Annotated in this window: 12 protein-coding genes, 2 tRNA genes and 1 pseudogene; 7 read left to right on the top strand and 8 right to left on the bottom strand. The window is 69.7% G+C overall.

The window, feature by feature from the left end; translation table 11 throughout:
* Nucleotides 1-14 precede the first annotated feature (14 nt).
* Together AOQ53_RS24635 and AOQ53_RS24630 are read left to right on the top strand one after the other, a co-directional pair.
* Nucleotides 15-575: a SigE family RNA polymerase sigma factor gene (locus tag AOQ53_RS24635; RefSeq protein ID WP_059420504.1), complete on the top strand. Its 561-nt coding sequence runs from the start codon at nt 15-17 to the stop codon at nt 573-575.
* 125 nt (nt 576-700) lie between these two features.
* Complete coding sequence (locus tag AOQ53_RS24630) at nt 701-2,377, top strand: long-chain fatty acid--CoA ligase (RefSeq protein WP_059420502.1); 1,677 nt, start codon at nt 701-703, stop codon at nt 2,375-2,377.
* Between the two features lie 34 nt (nt 2,378-2,411).
* Here the strand turns inward: AOQ53_RS24630 and AOQ53_RS24625 are convergent, their stop codons facing one another.
* A complete protein-coding gene (locus tag AOQ53_RS24625; protein WP_059420500.1) occupies nt 2,412-3,617 on the bottom strand; it encodes an MFS transporter in 1,206 nt (401 codons plus the stop codon).
* Between the two features lie 129 nt (nt 3,618-3,746).
* On the opposite strand from AOQ53_RS24625, the gene AOQ53_RS24620 reads away from it, so the two are divergent.
* Nucleotides 3,747-4,325, top strand: coding sequence for a TetR family transcriptional regulator (locus AOQ53_RS24620; RefSeq protein WP_059420498.1), 579 nt, complete (start codon nt 3,747-3,749; stop codon nt 4,323-4,325).
* A 50-nt stretch (nt 4,326-4,375) separates the two neighbouring features.
* Here the strand turns inward: AOQ53_RS24620 and AOQ53_RS24615 are convergent, their stop codons facing one another.
* On the bottom strand, nt 4,376-9,166 hold the full coding sequence (locus AOQ53_RS24615) for a hybrid sensor histidine kinase/response regulator (protein ID WP_236711801.1): 4,791 nt from the start codon (nt 9,164-9,166) through the stop codon (nt 4,376-4,378).
* 320 nt (nt 9,167-9,486) lie between these two features.
* Nucleotides 9,487-9,996, bottom strand: a complete 510-nt coding sequence (locus AOQ53_RS24610) for an SSI family serine proteinase inhibitor (protein ID WP_059420496.1) — start codon at nt 9,994-9,996, stop codon at nt 9,487-9,489.
* A 185-nt stretch (nt 9,997-10,181) separates the two neighbouring features.
* Between AOQ53_RS24610 and AOQ53_RS24605 the strand changes: the two genes are divergently transcribed.
* The 3 genes from AOQ53_RS24605 to AOQ53_RS24595 all read left to right on the top strand — a co-directional run bounded on the left by AOQ53_RS24605 (nt 10,182) and on the right by AOQ53_RS24595 (nt 11,351).
* A tRNA-Ser gene (locus AOQ53_RS24605) sits at nt 10,182-10,272 on the top strand.
* Between the two features lie 323 nt (nt 10,273-10,595).
* Nucleotides 10,596-10,988, top strand: a complete 393-nt coding sequence (locus AOQ53_RS24600; RefSeq protein ID WP_148640377.1) for a hypothetical protein — start codon at nt 10,596-10,598, stop codon at nt 10,986-10,988.
* Between the two features lie 290 nt (nt 10,989-11,278).
* Nucleotides 11,279-11,351, top strand: a tRNA-Arg gene (locus AOQ53_RS24595).
* 413 nt (nt 11,352-11,764) lie between these two features.
* Here the strand turns inward: AOQ53_RS24595 and AOQ53_RS24590 are convergent.
* From AOQ53_RS24590 to AOQ53_RS24580, 3 genes are all read right to left on the bottom strand, one after another.
* On the bottom strand, nt 11,765-12,067 hold the full coding sequence (locus tag AOQ53_RS24590) for a hypothetical protein (RefSeq protein ID WP_059420493.1): 303 nt from the start codon (nt 12,065-12,067) through the stop codon (nt 11,765-11,767).
* A gap of 147 nt (nt 12,068-12,214) precedes the next feature.
* Entirely contained in the window at nt 12,215-13,630 is a 1,416-nt protein-coding gene (locus tag AOQ53_RS24585) for a hypothetical protein (RefSeq protein WP_148640376.1), read from the bottom strand.
* 138 nt (nt 13,631-13,768) lie between these two features.
* On the bottom strand, nt 13,769-14,368 hold the full coding sequence (locus AOQ53_RS24580) for a site-specific integrase (protein WP_269085470.1): 600 nt from the start codon (nt 14,366-14,368) through the stop codon (nt 13,769-13,771).
* Between AOQ53_RS24580 and AOQ53_RS24575 the strand changes: the two are divergent.
* Nucleotides 14,322-15,659: pseudogene (locus tag AOQ53_RS24575) on the top strand (hypothetical protein). The gene AOQ53_RS24580 and the pseudogene AOQ53_RS24575 overlap by 47 nt on opposite strands.
* Here AOQ53_RS24575 and AOQ53_RS24570 read toward each other — a convergent pair.
* Complete coding sequence (locus tag AOQ53_RS24570; protein WP_059420491.1) at nt 15,637-16,122, bottom strand: NUDIX hydrolase; 486 nt, start codon at nt 16,120-16,122, stop codon at nt 15,637-15,639. The pseudogene AOQ53_RS24575 and the gene AOQ53_RS24570 sit on opposite strands and share 23 nt — an antisense overlap.
* A 395-nt stretch (nt 16,123-16,517) precedes the next feature.
* The gene (locus AOQ53_RS44220; RefSeq protein ID WP_148640375.1) at nt 16,518-16,853 is read right to left on the bottom strand and encodes a hypothetical protein; all 336 of its coding nucleotides are present in this window, start codon (nt 16,851-16,853) and stop codon (nt 16,518-16,520) included.
* Between the last annotated feature and the right edge of the window lie 343 nt (nt 16,854-17,196).

The following is a 17,196-nucleotide window of genomic DNA, read 5'->3' as shown; positions in this document are numbered from 1 at the left end:
CATAGCGTTGAGCCATGACCACACTCGTCTGCACCAGCGCGTCGAAGGCCGCTGCACCAGCGGCGCGGACTCTTCCGTACCCGTCGTTCTCGTCGTACGTCAGGGCCCGCCAGCCGGTGCTGCTGCGTACCGCCCGCTCGCTCACCGGCAACCCGAGCGACGCGGAGGACCTGTTGCAGACCGCGCTCACCAAGACGTACGTCGCCTGGGAGCGTATCGAGGACCACCGCGCCCTCGACGGCTATGTGCGCCGGGCGCTGCTGAACACGCGCACCTCGCAGTGGCGCAAGCGCAAGGTCGACGAGTTCGCCTGCGACGAGCTGCCCGAGCCGGAGCCGGTGTCCGGCGGTGACGACCCGGCCGAGCAGCAGGCGCTGCGAGACGCGATGTGGCGGGCGATCATGCGGCTGCCGGCCCGGCAGCGGGCGATGGTAGTCCTCAGGTACTACGAGGACCTCAGCGAGGTCCAGACGGCCGAGGTGCTCGGTGTCTCGGTGGGCACGGTGAAGTCGGCCGTCTCCCGTGCGCTCGGCAAGCTCCGCGAGGACGCTGAGCTGGGGCTTGTCCGTAGTTGAGCGGACGTGTCGGTCGCCGCTGAGCGGTTCCGTCGGCAGCCGTGACCTGATCGATCACCCGGTCCTAGTGACATACCGCGCGGTATGTGCGCAGAATCAGCGCAACCTTTACCACCGCGCAGGCAATGTCGCCCCGGGAGGACGCCGTGCTGAGCACCATGCAGGACGTACCGCTGCTGATCTCGAGGATCCTGACCCACGGGTCGACGATCCACGGGACATCGCAGGTGACCACCTGGACCGGTGAGGACGAGCCGCACCGCCGCTCCTTCGCCGAGATCGGCGCCCGCGCGGCCCAGCTCGCACACGCCCTGCGCGAGGACCTCGGCATCACCGGTGACGACCGGGTCGCCACCCTGATGTGGAACAACGCGGAGCATGTGGAGGCCTACTTCGCGATCCCCTCCATGGGCGCGGTCCTCCACACCCTGAACCTCCGGCTCCCGCCCGAGCAGCTGGCCTGGATCGTCAACCATGCGGCCGACCGCGTGATCATCGCCAATGGTTCGCTGCTCCCACTGCTCGCCCCGCTGCTCCCGCACCTGAAGACGGTCGAGCACGTGGTCGTCTCCGGCCCCGGGGACCGCTCCCTGCTCGCGGACGCGACCGCGCGGGTGCACGCATACGAGGACCTGATCACCGGGAAGCCCACCTCGTACGACTGGCCCGAGCTGGACGAACGCCAGGCCGCCTCCATGTGCTACACCTCCGGCACCACCGGCGACCCCAAGGGCGTGGTCTACAGCCACCGCTCCATCTATCTGCACTCCATGCAGGTCAACATGGCCCAGTCGATGGGCCTGACCGACGAGGACACCTCGCTGGTCGTGGTGCCGCAGTTCCATGTGAACGCCTGGGGCCTGCCGCACGCGACCTTCATGACCGGCGTGAACATGCTGATGCCGGACCGCTTCCTCCAGCCGGCCCCGCTCGCCGCGATGATCGAGAGCGAGAGGCCGACCCACGCCGCCGCCGTCCCGACCATCTGGCAGGGCCTGCTCGGCGAGCTGACCGCGCACCCCCGCGACGTCTCCTCCCTCACCCAGGTCACCATCGGCGGCTCGGCCTGTCCGCCGTCCCTCATGGAGGCCTTCGACAAGCTGGGCATGCGGGTCTGCCACGCCTGGGGCATGACGGAGACGTCCCCGCTCGGCACGATCGCCCGTCCCCCGGCCGGTGTGGTCGGCACGCAGGAGGAGTTCGCCTACCGCCTCACCCAGGGCCGCTTCCCGTCCGGCGTCGAGGCCCGGCTGACCGGCCCGGGCGGCGAACGCCTCCCCTGGGACGGCGAGTCGGCCGGCGAGCTGGAGGTGCGCGGCCCGTGGATCGCCGGCGCCTACTACAACGGCCCGGGCGCCGACCCCCTGCGCCCCGCCGACAAGTTCAGCGAGGACGGCTGGCTCAAGACGGGCGACGTGGGGACGATCTCCCCCGACGGCTACCTCACCCTCACCGACCGGGCCAAGGACGTCATCAAGTCCGGCGGCGAGTGGATCTCGTCGGTGGAGCTGGAGAACGCCCTCATGTCCCACCCCGAGGTCGCCGAGGCGGCCGTCGTCGCCGTCCCCGACGAGAAGTGGGGCGAGCGCCCCCTGGCCACGGTCGTCCTCAAGGAGGGCTCCACCGCCACCTTCGAGACCCTGCGCGCCTTCCTCGCCGACGAGGGCAACATCGCCAAGTGGCAGCTCCCGGAGCGCTGGACGGTCATCCCGGCGGTGCCGAAGACGAGCGTCGGCAAGTTCGACAAGAAGGTGCTGCGCAGGCAGTACGCGCAGGGGGAGCTGGACATCACCCGGCTCTGACCCGCGCCGAGCTGACCGCCGTAGGCCCATGACGTCACCGTCGTACGGCGGTCACCCCCCACCCCAGCACCAGCCACACGCCCGCCACCACGCACACCCCGCCCCAGCCGAAGTGGCTGAAGGCGAACCCGGCGAGGGCCGAGGCGCCGGCGCCGCCCGCGAAACCGGCGACCACATAGGCGGTGTTGGCGGTGGCCGGGGTGGACGTGGCGGTCAGGGCGAGGGTCTGGTTGGCGACGTGGGACGCCACCAGCGCCGCGTGGATCAGGACCGCGGCGGCGAACAGCGCGCCCAGCGTGTGCCCGCCCAGCCAGAACAGCGGTACGGACGCGGCGGCGAGCAGATACGCGGACCGCACCACACGCGCCGCGCCGAACCGGTCCACGAGTCCGCCGGCCAGCGGTGCCACCGCGGTCGCCGTCAGTCCGAACAGCCCGAAGAGCCCGGCCGTCGCGGTGGACAGCCCGTACACCGGCCCGGTCAGCAGCAGGGCGAGCGAGGTCCACAGCGCGCTCCACGCCCCGAACATCCCGGCCTGCCGCAGGCAGGCGCGCCACAGGTCGGGCGAGTGGCGCAGCACCGAGGGCAGCGCGGCGAGCCCGGCGAACAGCGGCCCTTCCCGCCGCCGCTGCGACGGCAGGACGAGGGTGGTCGCGAGCCCCAGGACGAGGGTGAGTACGGCAGCGCCCGCGAACACCCACCGCCAGCCGAAGGCCTGCCCGGCCAGCCCGCCCAGCACCCGGGCCGCGACGATGCCGGTGAACAGGCCCGCGATGACGGCCGCGACATGGCGGGCCCGCCGCTCGGCCGGGGCGCGTTCGGCGACCAGCGGGACGAGCAGCTGCGGGATGACGGTCGCGGCCGAGGCGACGAACACGGCGACCGCGAGGGCGGTGACACCCGGGGCGGCCGCGCTGGCGGCCAGCGCGACGGTGGTGACGAGCGTGAGCCCGCCGACCAGCCGGCGCCGGTTCGCGCTGTCGCCGAGCGGGGCGAAGAACAGCAGGCCGACCGCGTAGCCGAGCTGCGCGACCGAGGCGATCCAGGCGACGGCCGAGGGCGCCGAGCCGAAGTCGCGCGCCATGAGCGAGAGCAGCGGCGCGGCGAGGTAGATGTTGGCGGCGGTGACCGCGCTGCACACGGCGATCAGGGTGAGGAAGAGACCGGGGGCGGGCGTACGCGCCTCCCGCACGGGGGTGGTGTCGGCCCGGCGGCTCGTGGCCGTGGTCGCTGACGGCATGGAAGGAGGACTCCTTCGAGTCGGCTCTAACAACTAACTGGTTGGTTGGCTGATGGGTCAACAGTGTCAGCCGCTCTTCGATCCCTGTCAACCAAACAGTTGGTTACCTGGCGCGCTACCCTCTCCCCCATGGGAGCAAGGGACCCCGAGGCCACCAAGGCCCGGATCTTCGAGGCGGCGGTCGCCGAGTTCGCCCGGCACGGCATCGCCGGCGCCCGCATCGACCGCATCGCCTCCGAGGCGAAGGCCAACAAGCAGTTGATCTACGCCTACTTCGGCAACAAGGCGGAGCTCTTCGCGATCGTCCTCGAGAGGAAGATGCTCCACCTCGCCGAGGCCGTCCCCATCGACCCGGACGACATCGGGGGCTGGATCGACCGCCTGATGGACTACCACGCCGCCCACCCGGAGCTGCTGCGCCTGCTCTTCTGGGAGGGCCTGGAGTACGGCAGCGCCGAACTGCCCCACGAGTCCGACCGCCAGGAGCACTACGCCCGCAAGGTCGCCGCCCTCCAGGACGGCCAGGACCGGGGCGTCGTCACCGACGCGATCCCCGCGGCCGACCTGCTGTTCCTGCTGACGGCCCTGGCCAACTGGACCGCGGTCGTGCCGCAGATGCGGCGCATCCTGGTCGGCGGCGAGGATCCCGACCGGGACCGCCTGCGCACCTCGGTCAAGGAGGCGGCCCGCCGCCTCACGGCCCGATAGCGCGCCCGGACTCCCTTATCCGGACCCCCTTATAGGGGGTCCGGCCACCCCTAGTTGGTCCCGATCCTGGACAGCAGGTCGACGATCCGGGTCTGCACCTCGCCGCTGGTGGACCGCTCGGCGAGGAAGAGCACCGTTTCTCCGGAGGCCAGCCGCGGCAGGTCGGCCTGGTCGACGGCGGCCGTGTAGACGACGAGCGGGGTGCGGTTGAGCTGCCCGTTCGCGCGCAGCCAGTCCACGATCCCGGCCTGCCGCCGGTGCACCTGCATCAGGTCCATCACGACCAGGTTCGGCCGGAACTGCCCCGCCAGCGTCACCGCGTCGGCGTCACTCGCCGCCCGCGCGACCTGCATCCCGCGCCGCTCGAGCGTCGCCGTGAGGGCCAGTGCGATCTCCGCGTGCTCCTCGATCAGCAGCACGCGCGGCGGGTGCTGCTCACTGTCGCGCGGCGCCAGCGCCTTCAGCAGGACGGCGGGATCGGCACCGTACGCCGCGTCCCGCGAGGCCTGCCCGAGTCCGGCCGTGACCAGGACCGGCACCTCGGCGGCGACGGCGGCCTGCCGCAGCGACTGCAACGCCGTACGCGTGATCGGCCCGGTCAGCGGGTCGACGAACAGCGCGGCGGGGAAGGCCGCGATCTGCGCGTCGACCTCCTCGCGCGAGTTCACGATCACGGGCCGGTAGCCGCGGTCGCTCAGCGCCTGCGAGGTGCTGACGTCCGGCGCGGGCCACACCAGCAGCCGCCGCGGGTTGTCCAGCGGCTCCGGCGGCAACTCGTCATCCATCGGCTGCGGCAGCGGCGGATCGGCCACCTCGACGGCACCGCCCGGCCCGTCCAGCGGCTCCGGCCCCTCGGCGGCGTTCTCGTCCGGCGCGCCTATGGCGTACGACCGTCCACCGCCCTCGGTCATCTGCGCGAGCCGTGACTGACCGGCGAGGGACGGCTGGGCCGGGACGGGCGCCGGGGCCGGAGCGGTGCCCTGCGCGGGCGTCGACTCGGCCGCCGGATGGGGGCGAGCGGCCTGCTCCGGGCGAGGCGCCGGTTCCTGGCGGGCGGGCTGCTCGTTCCGCCCGGTCTGCTCCGTCCGCGCGGCCGGGTCGGGCGGCGTGCCGAGCTTGCGGCGCCGGCCCGATCCGCCCGACTGGTGCGGGGGCGGCGTCGCCGACTGCTGGGAGACGGGCACACCCGGCGCCTGCGGGGCCGAAGCGGCCGAGGGACGCGCGGCGGGCACGCCCGACGGCTGCTGCACATGGGCCGCCTGCCGGTTGAACGGCACGCCTTGGCCCAGCGTCCGCACGCTGATCGCCCGCCCCTGCGTCGAGTTCGGGTCGACGGGCGCGGCCGCCTCCGCGGGCAGGGGCTGAGCCGCCCGCTGCGCCTGCGCCGCGCCCTCCGGGGGCAACGGGGTGCCCGGGGGCGGGGTGTGAGGCTGCGGGGCCGGGGCCGCGGGGGTGCCGTTCGGGGGTGCGGGGTGGTGGGTGGTGCTGTTGGGCGGTACGGACTGTGCCGCGCCGTTCGCGGGCACGGGCTGTGCCGTGCCGTTCGGGGGCATGGCGACACCGGCCCCCGTGCTGCCGTCGGCGGCGGGCCAGGGCTGTGGCTGGGGGGTGGGGGCACCTTGGGCCGGGGACGGGACCGGGGACGAGGCTGCGGGGGTGGCGGTGCCCTGGGCCGGAATGCCCGGAGCAGGGGTCCCCTGGGCCGGGGTGCCTTGCCCGGGGCCGGCCTCGGCGGGGAGCGGCTGACCGGCGGAGGGCTGCTGCTCCGGCGCGGCGACGCCCTGCTGTGGCAGGGGCTGCGCACCGTGCGGCTGGTTCAGGGAGGCAGGCTGGAGCGCCTGACCCGGCAGGGCCGCCTGCACGCTGTGCCCGAGACCGCCTGGGGCGGGGACGGACACACCTTGCGGGGGTACGGCGACGCCCTGGGGCGGGACTGCGGTGCCCTGCGGCAGGGGGACGGTGCCCTGCGGGCTGTTCCCCTGGGGCTGAACGGCGTCGCCCTGCGGGTGAGCGGCGTTTCCCTGCGCCGGAACCGCCACGCCCTGCGGCGGCACGGCCGTACCGGGCGCGACCTGCCCGGCGGCCACCCCGGCCTGGACGGGCACACCCTGCCCCGGGGCGAGTTGCCCCGGAACGGCCTGGCCCGCCGGAACCTGACCGGTGACGTCCTGCTGCGCGGGGTCACCCTGCACAGGCGCCGTGCCCGGCGCCTGAACTCCGCTCCCCTCGGCCGGCTGAGCCGCAACGGCCCGCCGCCGACGCCCGGTCGGCGCAGTCGTGGGATGCGGCTGGGGCGGGGTGTGATCGGCGGACTGGTCGTGCGGCACGGCGTCGTGCCGCCCCTCCTCGGCAGCCACCTCACCGACGGCAGCCGAACCGGGAACCGCCACGGCACCCTGTCCCTGCCCCTGAGCGGGCACACCGCCTGGCGTGACTTGCTGCCCCTGGTCGGCAGGGCCGGCCGGTCCGGCCGGGGCCTGATCCGCCTCGGCCGGCGGCAGCGCGAACACCGGACGCGGCCCTGCCGCCGCCTCCTGCGCGGCCGCCCGCTCGGCAGCGGCAGCCAGGGCCCGCCGCCGACGCCCGGTGGGCTGTGAAGCCTGGGCCTGTCCCTGGACCGCGTCGCCGGAACCCGCGGCGGACTCGCCGGACGGCGCGGGCAGTGCCGGCGGCAGCGCGTGCTGCTCACCGGGCTCACGCTGGGCCCGCCGCCCAGCGGGCGCGGGTACGCCCTGCGGCGGAACGGTCCCGCCCAGCCCTGTGCCCGAGGCGGCGGTACCCGCCGCATGCTCGGCGGCCGTGACGACGGCCCCCTCGGCGACACCCTGGACGGCACCTCCGACGGGCAGGGCCGGAGCCGCACCGGCCTGCTCGGCCGCACGCCGCCGCCGCCCGGTACCGCCCGACACGGCCGCGTCCTCACCGGAAGCCTGCGCGGGAAGGACAGCCGGTTCCCCGGCGGCCCGCCTCCTGCGCCGCCCGGTGGGCGCGGCCCCCTCGGCACCGGCCCCACTGGGCCCATCACCCTCAGCCGCCACATCAGCGTCCAGGAAGGCGTCGGTGTTGGCCCGCCGCGCCCGGCGCCGCCCACCACCGGAGGTCTGCTCCCCGGAGGCAGCGGGCAGCCCCTCGTCGACCGCCTGGGAGGCCTGGGATGCGGCATCCGCGGCAACCGCCCCGGCCCCGCCCCCGATCGGCACTTCGAGGACGTACGCGTTACCGCTCATCCCCGGCACTGCATGCGTCTGGAGCACGCCACCGTGAGCCCGGACGATCCCCCGGACGATGGGCTCGTGCACGGTGTCGCCGCCGGCGTACGGCCCGCGCACCTCGATGCGCACGACCTCGCCGCGCTGCGCCGCCGCGACCACGACGGTGTTGTCCATGTAACCGCCCGCCGACACGGGCGTGTTGCCGGTCGCGTCGACCCCCGCCACGTCCGCGACCAGATGCGCGAGGGCGGTGGCGAGCAGCCGGGGATCGACCTCGGCCTCGATGGGCGGCGCGTGGACGGCGAACTGCACGCGCCCGGGCCCGATGAGCTCGACGGCTCCGTCGACCCCGGCGGCGACGACGGCGTCCAGCATCACCTTCGTACGGGAGATGCCCTCGCTGCCCGCGTCGAGCCGCTGATAGCCGAGGACGTTGTCGATGAGCGTGGTGATACGCGAATAGCCGGCGGACAGGTGGTGCAGCACCTGGTTGGCCTCGGGCCACAGCTGCCCGGCGTCGTCCGAGGCCAGCGCGGCCAGCTCACGCCGCAGCTCCTCCAGCGGCCCGCGCAGCGACTGCCCGAGCAGGGTCAGCAACTGCTCGTGCCGCGCGGCGAGCGCCTCGTACCGGTCCTTCTCCCGCTCCCCGAGTGCGGCGTACCGCTCCTCGTTCGCGCCGAGTTCCTCGGCGTGCCGCTCGCGCAGCTCCTCCAGCTCGGTGACGTGCTGCTGGCGCAGTGAGGTCAGCTCGGAGGCGTGCTCCTCGGCGATCCGCTCCAGCTCTTCCTCGTGGCGCTTCTGAGCCGCCTCCTTCTCCTCGACGACGGCGTCGTACGGCCGCCGGTCGGTGAAGGTCATCACGGCGCCGACGAGCTGGTCACCGTCGCGCACGGGCGCGGTCGTCAGATCGACCGGCACCTTGCCGCCGTCCTTGGCGTACAGCACCTGCCCGCGCACCCGGTGCTTGCGCCCGGAGCGCAGGGTGTCGGCGAGCGGCGACTCCTCGTACGGGAAGGGCGACCCGTCGGCGCGCGAGTGCAGTACGAGATCGTGCAGTGCGCGCCCGCCGAGATCGCTGGCCCGGAAACCCAGTATCTGAGCGGCGGCCGGATTGACCAGCACGACCCGCCCGTCGGTGTCGGTCCCGACGACGCCCTCGGCCGCGGCCCGCAGGATCATCTCGGTCTGCCGCTGCGACCGCGCCAGCTCGGCCTCGGTGTCCACGGTCCCGGACAGATCCCGTACGACGAGCATGAGCAACTCGTCGCCGGTGTAGCCGTAACCGTCGTAGGCCTGCTGCCCGTTCTCCAGATTCGCACTGGTGACCTCGACGGGGAACTCGGTCCCGTCCGTCCTGCGCGCGATCATCCGGGTCGGCTTGGTCCGGGCATGCGGATCGAGGTGCTCAGGCCGCCGCATGGACCCCGGGATGAGCTTGGAGTCGAACTGCGGCAGCAGATCGAGCAGCCCGCGCCCCACCAGAGCGGTCCCCGGCGTCTCGAAGGCCTCCAGGGCGATGGTGTTGGCGTTGACGACCGTCCCGTTGGCGTTGACCAGCACCAACGCGTCGGGAAGAGCGTCCAGTATGGCTGCGAGGCGAGCAGCGCCTCGGGATGGCCTGCTGCTCACGAGACGCTTCCTCCCTGTTACCGCACCTTGCCGACCGCTCGGGCCATCTTGCCAACCGTCCCGCGGCGTGTCACGCGAGGGAGTCTAAGGGCTGTGGTTGCGCTCGCGACGCCGGATGAGAGCGAGGTCGCACGAGGAAGTGACCCCGAACTGATGACCGACTAACCGGAAACGCCCGCCCTCCTGCAACGACGTCGCGGGACCTTCGCGGGACCTTTACGAGGACAGTGTTTCTGTACCTTTTCGCACGGGTGGCCGGATGAGGGCGTGCGTGGCCGGATAGGGACGCCAAGTGCCGACACGCGCTTCCAGTGGATCCCTCAGGGCCGCTGCTCGGCCCCCACGTCCGGCAGCAGCGGCACGAGCCGGTCCCAGCGGGCGATCCCGCAGCCGTCACGGCGGTCGTACGTGGCGTCGACGGGCCGTCCGGCCCAGGTGCCGGTGACGTGCGCGGTGGCCGGTCCGCCGTACTGCATGGTGCAGAAGCCGCCTTCCGGGGCGGGCGCGAAGGCGTCCTGTCCCCACCGCGTGTCCCGCTCCAGGGCGGCACAGGCGCCGCGAGGGTCCGGGTGGCTGCCGCCATCCGGGCCGCAGTACAGCTCGAACGTTCCGTCGGCCCCGCCGCCGGCATTGCGCACGGTGAGGGTGAGGTGATCGCGGTCCGGGCCTTCGCCCGGCCGGGTCGGGGACAACAGGCCGGTCCCGTCAGCCTGGGCATACGCGGCCGGGGACACCGCGGTCAGTGATCCGGCGGCGGCGACGGAGGCGGCGGTGACGAGGAGGCGCCGCAGGGCGGGGCGGGCGGTGGCCCGGGGAGTGGCACGCAACATGCCCTGCCTAACGCTGCACGGCCCCGGATGTTGCGCGCGGCCCCACGGGCGGAGGCCCGCACGGGCCTGACAAGGCCTTTGCCCTGCGCCCTTCCCGCCTAGTACCGTAGGGGTCGATTGGTGATAGCACGCTCGACTGTGTCATCATCGGCACGCACCGCTCGCGCTCGCGCGGGAGTGATGCTGGAGGCGTCGCCTAGTCCGGTCTATGGCGCCGCACTGCTAATGCGGTTTGGGCCTTAAAGCCCATCGAGGGTTCAAATCCCTCCGCCTCCGCCCTCAGCTCAGGGAGTCCGGCATGTCGTTCCGGACTCCCTGAGCTTTTCCGTCAGGTTTTCGGGGCCTTCTCAAGAACAGCGCGTACATGGCCGCAGAAAGCCTTCGGGCCGTGCTGTCTCGAGTAAACGGCCGTTATCGGCAGGCCGGGCCCTTCAATTCTTCAGGCAGTGAGCCATGTCACAGGGCCGCTTGCGCTGGATGCCTAATTTTGCTCCACATTACTGCCCTTTCCTTGGTTCGCCATCTTCGATGGAATCGCACTCCATCGATGATTCGAATGTGGGGGAAACATGCGACGCATAACGACCATTATGACCGTCGTGGCAGCCGCTGTCTCGGCCACGCTGATCAGCGCCGGCCCTGCGGCGGCAGCGACACCGCCGGGCTGTTCCAGCGTCTCGCAGATCGGCGCGACCGGTTACATCAAGGGCACTGGAGGAGTCACGGCAGCCTCAGTGAAGCAGTACTACGGGTGCGGCAAGAACTACAGCTACGTCTGGGTGTGGGAGTCGTTCAGGGACAATGCCTGGTCGAGCGTGTACACGGCAGTCGTGACGCGTGACGGCGACCGGCACGGTGGGGTCGGCAAGGCCCGCCCGGCGTACGAGGTGTGGAGCAACGGCGCCAACACGTCAGGTGTGTGCACATATGCCGTGGGTCAGCTCATGATCAACGACAGGCCCTTCGCTGCCGCCTCCTCCGAGGTTTGCTGACCAGGTCCATCCCGGCCTTCGTCAGGGATCGGGCTTCGAGCACAGCGATCGGCCCTGACTGGTGGCTCTCTGTGCACACCCGGCCCGTCGAGCCATCGACGGGCCGGGTGTGCGCGCGTCCAGTTCGTCCTACCGAGGGCGTCGTGCGGGCCCGGACGCCCTGGTGACGGTTTCAGCAGGTCACAAGGGGTGCGGCTAACGGATTTCACATGGCGGCGGCAGTCATGTAATGTTCTTCCTGTCGCCGCGAGCGAGCCGGAAGGCCCGGGAGCGGCGATAAAACAGAACAAGCACTCGTAGCTTAACGGATAGAGCATCTGACTACGGATCAGAAGGTTGCAGGTTCGAATCCTGCCGAGTGCACAGCATGTGAGAGGCCCTGTGGAGCGATCCACAGGGCCTCTCACATGTGACTTGACGGCAGTGTTTGACGGCAACCCCTCAGAGTGCGAACACGAGTCACACCTGTCAGCACCAGGTCGGCGACGCTCGTTCCAGGTGCTCAACCGTCCAGTTCACCCCCAACGGCGCCGCTCGGAACGCGGTCCACTTGCTTGCGGTGCAGCGCAACGCCTCACATGGGGTTGCTGGACTCACAAAGCGCGACCGTGCCGCCAGTGACGTGAGGCAGCCAGCCAAGGAAGGCGGCCGCGCAGGAGGCCCTGACGAAGGTGACGGCGAAGAACCCGTCGGAACGCCGGCCGCCCAGCCTAAGGGCTGTCCCGTAACCGTGAAGGGTGCGGGGCCGTGCCCTGGAGCCTGTCGCTTCAGGAACCTCAGGCGCCGACCGGCTGCCGCCGCTCGAAGTGATAGTGCACATTCGAGAACTTCGGCCCGGACGACGGCTCGGGGTAGCCCACCTCCCTGATGACGGGCTGGAGCCGGTTCGCGATGAACGCTTCACACGCCGCGGTCGACTCCCACAGGTCAACGACCCGCAAACCTGTGTCCGTGATGATCGCCGTGTGGAACAGCAGCCCTTCAGGAGGCTGCTCCGCTCGCGCGCCCACACGCTGATCCACAGTGTCGTACTGCTGCGCTGTCACTCCCGAAAACTCAACCTCCACCAGGACAGCCATGAGACCTCCAGTTACTGCTGCGAGTCACGGCTGCCGGGCGGCAGCCTCGCCATTTCCAGGCTCTCCCCGCAGTCCCGGGCATGCAAAACGTGCGAGAGTTCAGCCACCGCGCGGACCGCTCCTGCCACAGCACTTGCGGGACAGCCCTTAGGTTGCGGCTCTCCGGATGGCAGCAAAGGGTATGACGACGGTTCCGGTGGGGATGATCTGCACTCCGTATGTCTCTTCGGGCTCAGTCTTGACGGATACCTTTCCCCGGGCGTTGAGCGGGGCAACGAATACAAACATGCTCGAATTGTCGCCAAGGAAACGGATCGCGAAAACGTAGCGTTTTCTGCGCGTCACGTTGATGATGTTGTTGTTGTGGGTCAGGTCTCCCATGTACAAGACGTAGTCACCACAATAGTCCGGCGGACACTCGATGATGTCGGTTTCTCCCTCGTCCCAGGAGTACCGTTCACCCACGAAAGCGTCGCTAACTTGGCCCCGGTCCTTCCTGAGCACGGTCACGTCCCCGGAGGCCCGCAGGCTCTCGTAGTCGACACCCTGCGGCACTTGCACGTCCACTTCCTTGATCTGTGCTGTCCCCGGGTCGAACCAGTCTCCGGGATCGATGATCAGTCCAGTAGTGATTAGGCGCCACTTTGGCAAGCCGGTATACAGCTCACTGTCCTCCAGCGCTTCCGCGTCCTTCCTGGCGCCGAGAATGCCCTTATCGCCGTTCTCAGGATCCGACGTCCTGCCTTCCACCCAGAAACCGCTGCCGAGGATCGTGATAGGCACCTTTCCAGTGTTTTGGAGGGAGAAGGTCGCCGGAATATGGAGTACCTGGTCCGCAGCGTCCAGTTGTGGCTTACCGAACTTGGCGCTGAGTGTGATTTGCGGGTTCGTCGCGTACGGCTGATAAACGGCCGAGTACGCGAAGTTCGCGCCGGCGATCAGCGCGGTCGCCAGCACGCCCGCAGTGACTTGCTTGGGGTGCGGGATGCCCTGCCATGCCCTCTCACGGACGACGATGCAGGTCGCCAGCAGCGACCACACCGCCAGCGGCATGTAGTTGAAGGCCCATGGTGTGAACTCTCTCTCTTGAGCCCAAAGGGCCACGAGCATGGAGTGGACCAGCGCCGCAATGAGGACGCTGACCAGGACCATCAACCCGGAGTAGCGCGCCGTCCGCTTTCCCCAGTAGTCCTGCACGGCGCCGACGGATAGGAGCTGCGCGACGCCTGCGAGGAAGAGGAGGAAACCGCTCACCTGCGACGCGAAGGTCAGGGCGCCGAAGGCATCCTCGCTGCCGATGACGATGAGGAAGATCGCCGACGCGGTCAACCCCGCGGCCATGAATACGGCGGTTGCGTGTCTCTTGCGCGGGTTGTCGGGCCAGCTGTCGCTGCCGACCTTGCGCCAGGAGATGAGCGCACGGTCCGTGAGGTCCACGTCTTCCGGGAAGCCGTTGCGGATGAGGACCTTCCGAAGATCGTGCAGCGACCAGGCCGCGCCCACCGCTTCGCCACCCACACGGACCTGCCGCAGGCCACGGCTGTCCGGGGGTTCTACGATCACCCTGGACCTGTGCATGGCCCCAGACTCGGGCCCGCCGGAGCGGCGCGCCTGCCCGAATAGGCCGACCGGCTGGGTTTCCCGTCATGCGCCCCAGGTATTCATCGTTCGGACGTTCGGTCGTCGGTTGCCGCAGCACTATCAGTGCCCGTCCAGATCGTTGTTGTCGTGCCTCAGTGCGTCCCCGACACGGTCGAAAGCGGAGCGCTGGGAGTCGAGTCGGACGAAGGTATAGATGTCCATGGTCACGCGGATCGAGCTGTGGCCGAGGATCTCCATGATCATGCGGGCGTCGGCGCCCTGTTCGTGGAGCAGCGAGGCGCACGTGTGGCGCAGGTCGTGGAATCGGATCCTGCGGACGCCGGCGCGGACGCACAGCGCCTCGAAGGAGCGGTTCAGGTTGCGCGGCTCGATGGGGGTGCCGTTCTTCGTGGTGAAGACAAGGCCCTGGGCCGTGCCCTTCCAGTTCGAGCCAGCGGCTTTCCGGTCGGCGAGCTGCTGGGCGCGCTGAGCGCGAAGCGCATTCACGCACTCGGACGGCAGGGCCACGCGGCGGGCCGAGCGCTGAGTCTTCGGCGCGACGATCAGCAGCTCGCCGCCGACCCGCTGTAGGGCCTGCCGGACGGTGAGGACGCTTTCATGGAGATCCACGTCCGACCAGCGCAGCCTCAGCAGCTCACCGCGCCGCTTGCCAATGCCCGACCCGGACCGGCCGCAGGAACTGCCGGCCAGGCTGCTCACCGATCCCGAGATGATCGATGCGTGTCGGGTCCGGGACTTCGCCAGAGTCTTCCGGCTGGTGAAGGTCAGGGCGGGGATCTACCCGTCGATGATCGCCCGGCGTTGTGACCTGACGCCGAGCCGAGTGGGCGAAGTCATCGCAGGCCGACGCCACTTGCAGCACATGGACGTCATTGAGCGAATCTCAGGCGGCTTGCGCATCCCAGGAGACATGCTCGGGCTTGCCCGCCGAGCGTGGGAGACGCCTCAGGCCCTCGTGGTCGACGAGCGCGAGGCGCCCCAGACACCGGAGCCGGAGCAGCAGGCCCCCGCGTCTCTGCCAGGTCCCGATGTGGACAGCATCTTGGCTCTGGCCACGCGAACCAGTCTGAACAAGGCCACGCTTGAAGCTTTCCGCTCTTCGATCGAGGACTACTGGCGACGAGACGACCAGCACGGTGGCGAAGCACTGCGGCCAGCCATTGTCGGCCAGCTCCGTTATGTCGTCGGACTCTTGAAGGAGAGCCGACCGCCGTCCATCCAGAACGGTCTGTACGGCATCGCGGCCGAGCTGGCACGCCTGACAGGCTGGACCTACTTCGACGCCCGCCAGTACAACCAGGCTCGTGCCTACTTCACCGAGGCCCTGCAACTGGCGAAGGAGATCGACGACCGGCAGTTCATGGCCAACGTCCTTGCCTGTATGAGCTTGCAGGCGACCTACCAGGACAAGCCCGCGGACTCGTTGGCACTCGTGACCGCCGCCCAGGACCAGGCTCGGTCAGCACTCGGCAGCACGCCGCGCGTCATGTCGATGCTCGCCATGCGCGAAGCATTCGCCCACGCCACTCTCGGCAACCGTGATGACACGCATCGGGCGATCGGGGAAGCACACAGCCAATTAGCAGATCGGCGCGAGTGATCCAGACCCCTCATGGGTGACCTACCTCGACGAGCCGAAGCTCATCGTGGACACGGGCATCGCCCATGGCCGTCTGGGCGAAGCGGCGACCGCAGAACCCTTGATCGCGGACGCCCTGCGGCGGGAGGACCACACCAACCAGCGAGGCCGCGCCTTCCACTCGTTCTGGCTGGCGCGTACGCAGCTTGACCAGGGCAAGCTTGACCAGGCGTGTCACACCGCCACGCAAGCACGCGAACCCGCGTCGGCGGTGGCTTCCGAGCGCGTGTCAGGGCATCTCAGGGAGTTCTACGACCAGTTGGCCCACACAGGCACGAGCCCGTAGCCCTGGCCTTCGAGGCACGGCTACGGGAACTCCTCCCGCTGGTCAGCGGATCGCTTCGTCCATGAGCAGGTAGAGCAGGCCGACGAGCGATCCACTGCTCACGACCTCGCGGCGGTCTATCATCCCGCGCACCTCTGAAAGTGGGACCCACTCGATGCGGTCGGACTCGTTCTTCTCTTTGGGCGGACCGGCGTACGTGGCGCCGTCGATGCGGAAAACGTGGTGCTGCGAGTCGGTGATCCCGTTCGCCGGCTCTGCATAGATCAGAGGCTTGATGGGGCCGGGACGCCAGCCGGTCTCTTCCAGAACTTCGCGGGCAGCAGCTTCTTCCGGGGTCTCGCCGTCCTCGACCAAGCCCATGGGCAGCTCCCAGGCCCAAGAGCCGGTGATGAAGCGGTGACGCCACATCATCAGGACCTCTTGGCGGTCATTGACCACGGCGGCAACGGCCAGGTGCCGGAGGCGGACGACGTGGTACTCCCACCTGCGTCCATCAGGCTGTTGAACGTCGACCAGACACAGATTCACCCACTTGTTGGTGTAGACCTGTGGCTCACCGTGGGTCTTCCACTCCGTACCTGCGGCCCCTCTCGATCGGTCTCCAGGATGACAGACCGCTCTGGAGGAGGACGCGAGTTCGATCCTTTCGCGTCAGATTGACGAGATATTCGACGAGTTGGCCCGCATCCCGAGCAGCCCGGCTCCGGCCCGTGACACCACGGCATGGCCATAATGGCCGACTGACCAGCCCAGTAGACGCCGACACGGGGGCAAGAGAGAAGCTGGGACGGGACAAAGAATCCGCCCCAGCTCAAGGGCGCAGCCAGTCCTACTGCACTGGGCGGCTTCGGCACGGAGCCGCCTCGGTGGGCCCTCGTTGGAGGCCGACAAGGTGCCCAGCGCGAAGAACTCCCGTACTCGTCCTATTCGACGTTGTAGCTGAGCCTGTAGTGCGCTTCGTCTCGCGTGAAGTCAAATGCGAGGTCGCCCACGTCGGATTCTCTGACTACCAGCTCACCGAGTTCGTCATCCCCGTCGGGACTGTCCTCATCGAAAAGTTTGACGGTGACGACTCCATTCCGAGGAATGACTTTCTCGATGTGCATCGGGACCTCGCGCGGGGCGACACCACCCATGGAGAAGATGCCACTTTGAGGCCAGGAACGTACCCCATCGACGGTCAGATATATTTCGTCGGTGCTGGTATCTTCGGTCGCAAAGCATTGGAGATGCCGAAGTGTAACTACCTTCCGGGCCATGATGGATCACCTAATTCCGCATCACTCGGATGTTTCTACTTGGGGCTTGCAATTTCCGCCCACCTTCGAGCATAATCACTCCTTTGCGGGCATGCAAACGGAGGCGAGGCGGTCGATGTGGACTCTTTGGAAGATTAAGAAAATTCAATTGAAGGGTCACCTTTTCAGGGAAGCCGCGTGCGCAAGAATTGCGACGCTAAGGTGCGATTAGCTGTTCGTGCGTAGTGGTTTCTGCCCGGGCCGTCCGCCGGTTGAGGCCAGCTCCGGAGGGCTCATCGGCCCGAATCTGCCGACGACCGGTGCGCCCGGCCCGCTGGCCGCGCAGCCCGCACCGGCGACCGGC

Origin of the sequence: Streptomyces azureus (assembly GCF_001270025.1) — a bacterium.
Classification (GTDB): Bacteria; Actinomycetota; Actinomycetes; order Streptomycetales; family Streptomycetaceae; genus Streptomyces; species Streptomyces azureus.
Note: the sequence above shows the minus strand (reverse complement) of the source record. Positions and strands in the feature narration are given on the sequence as shown.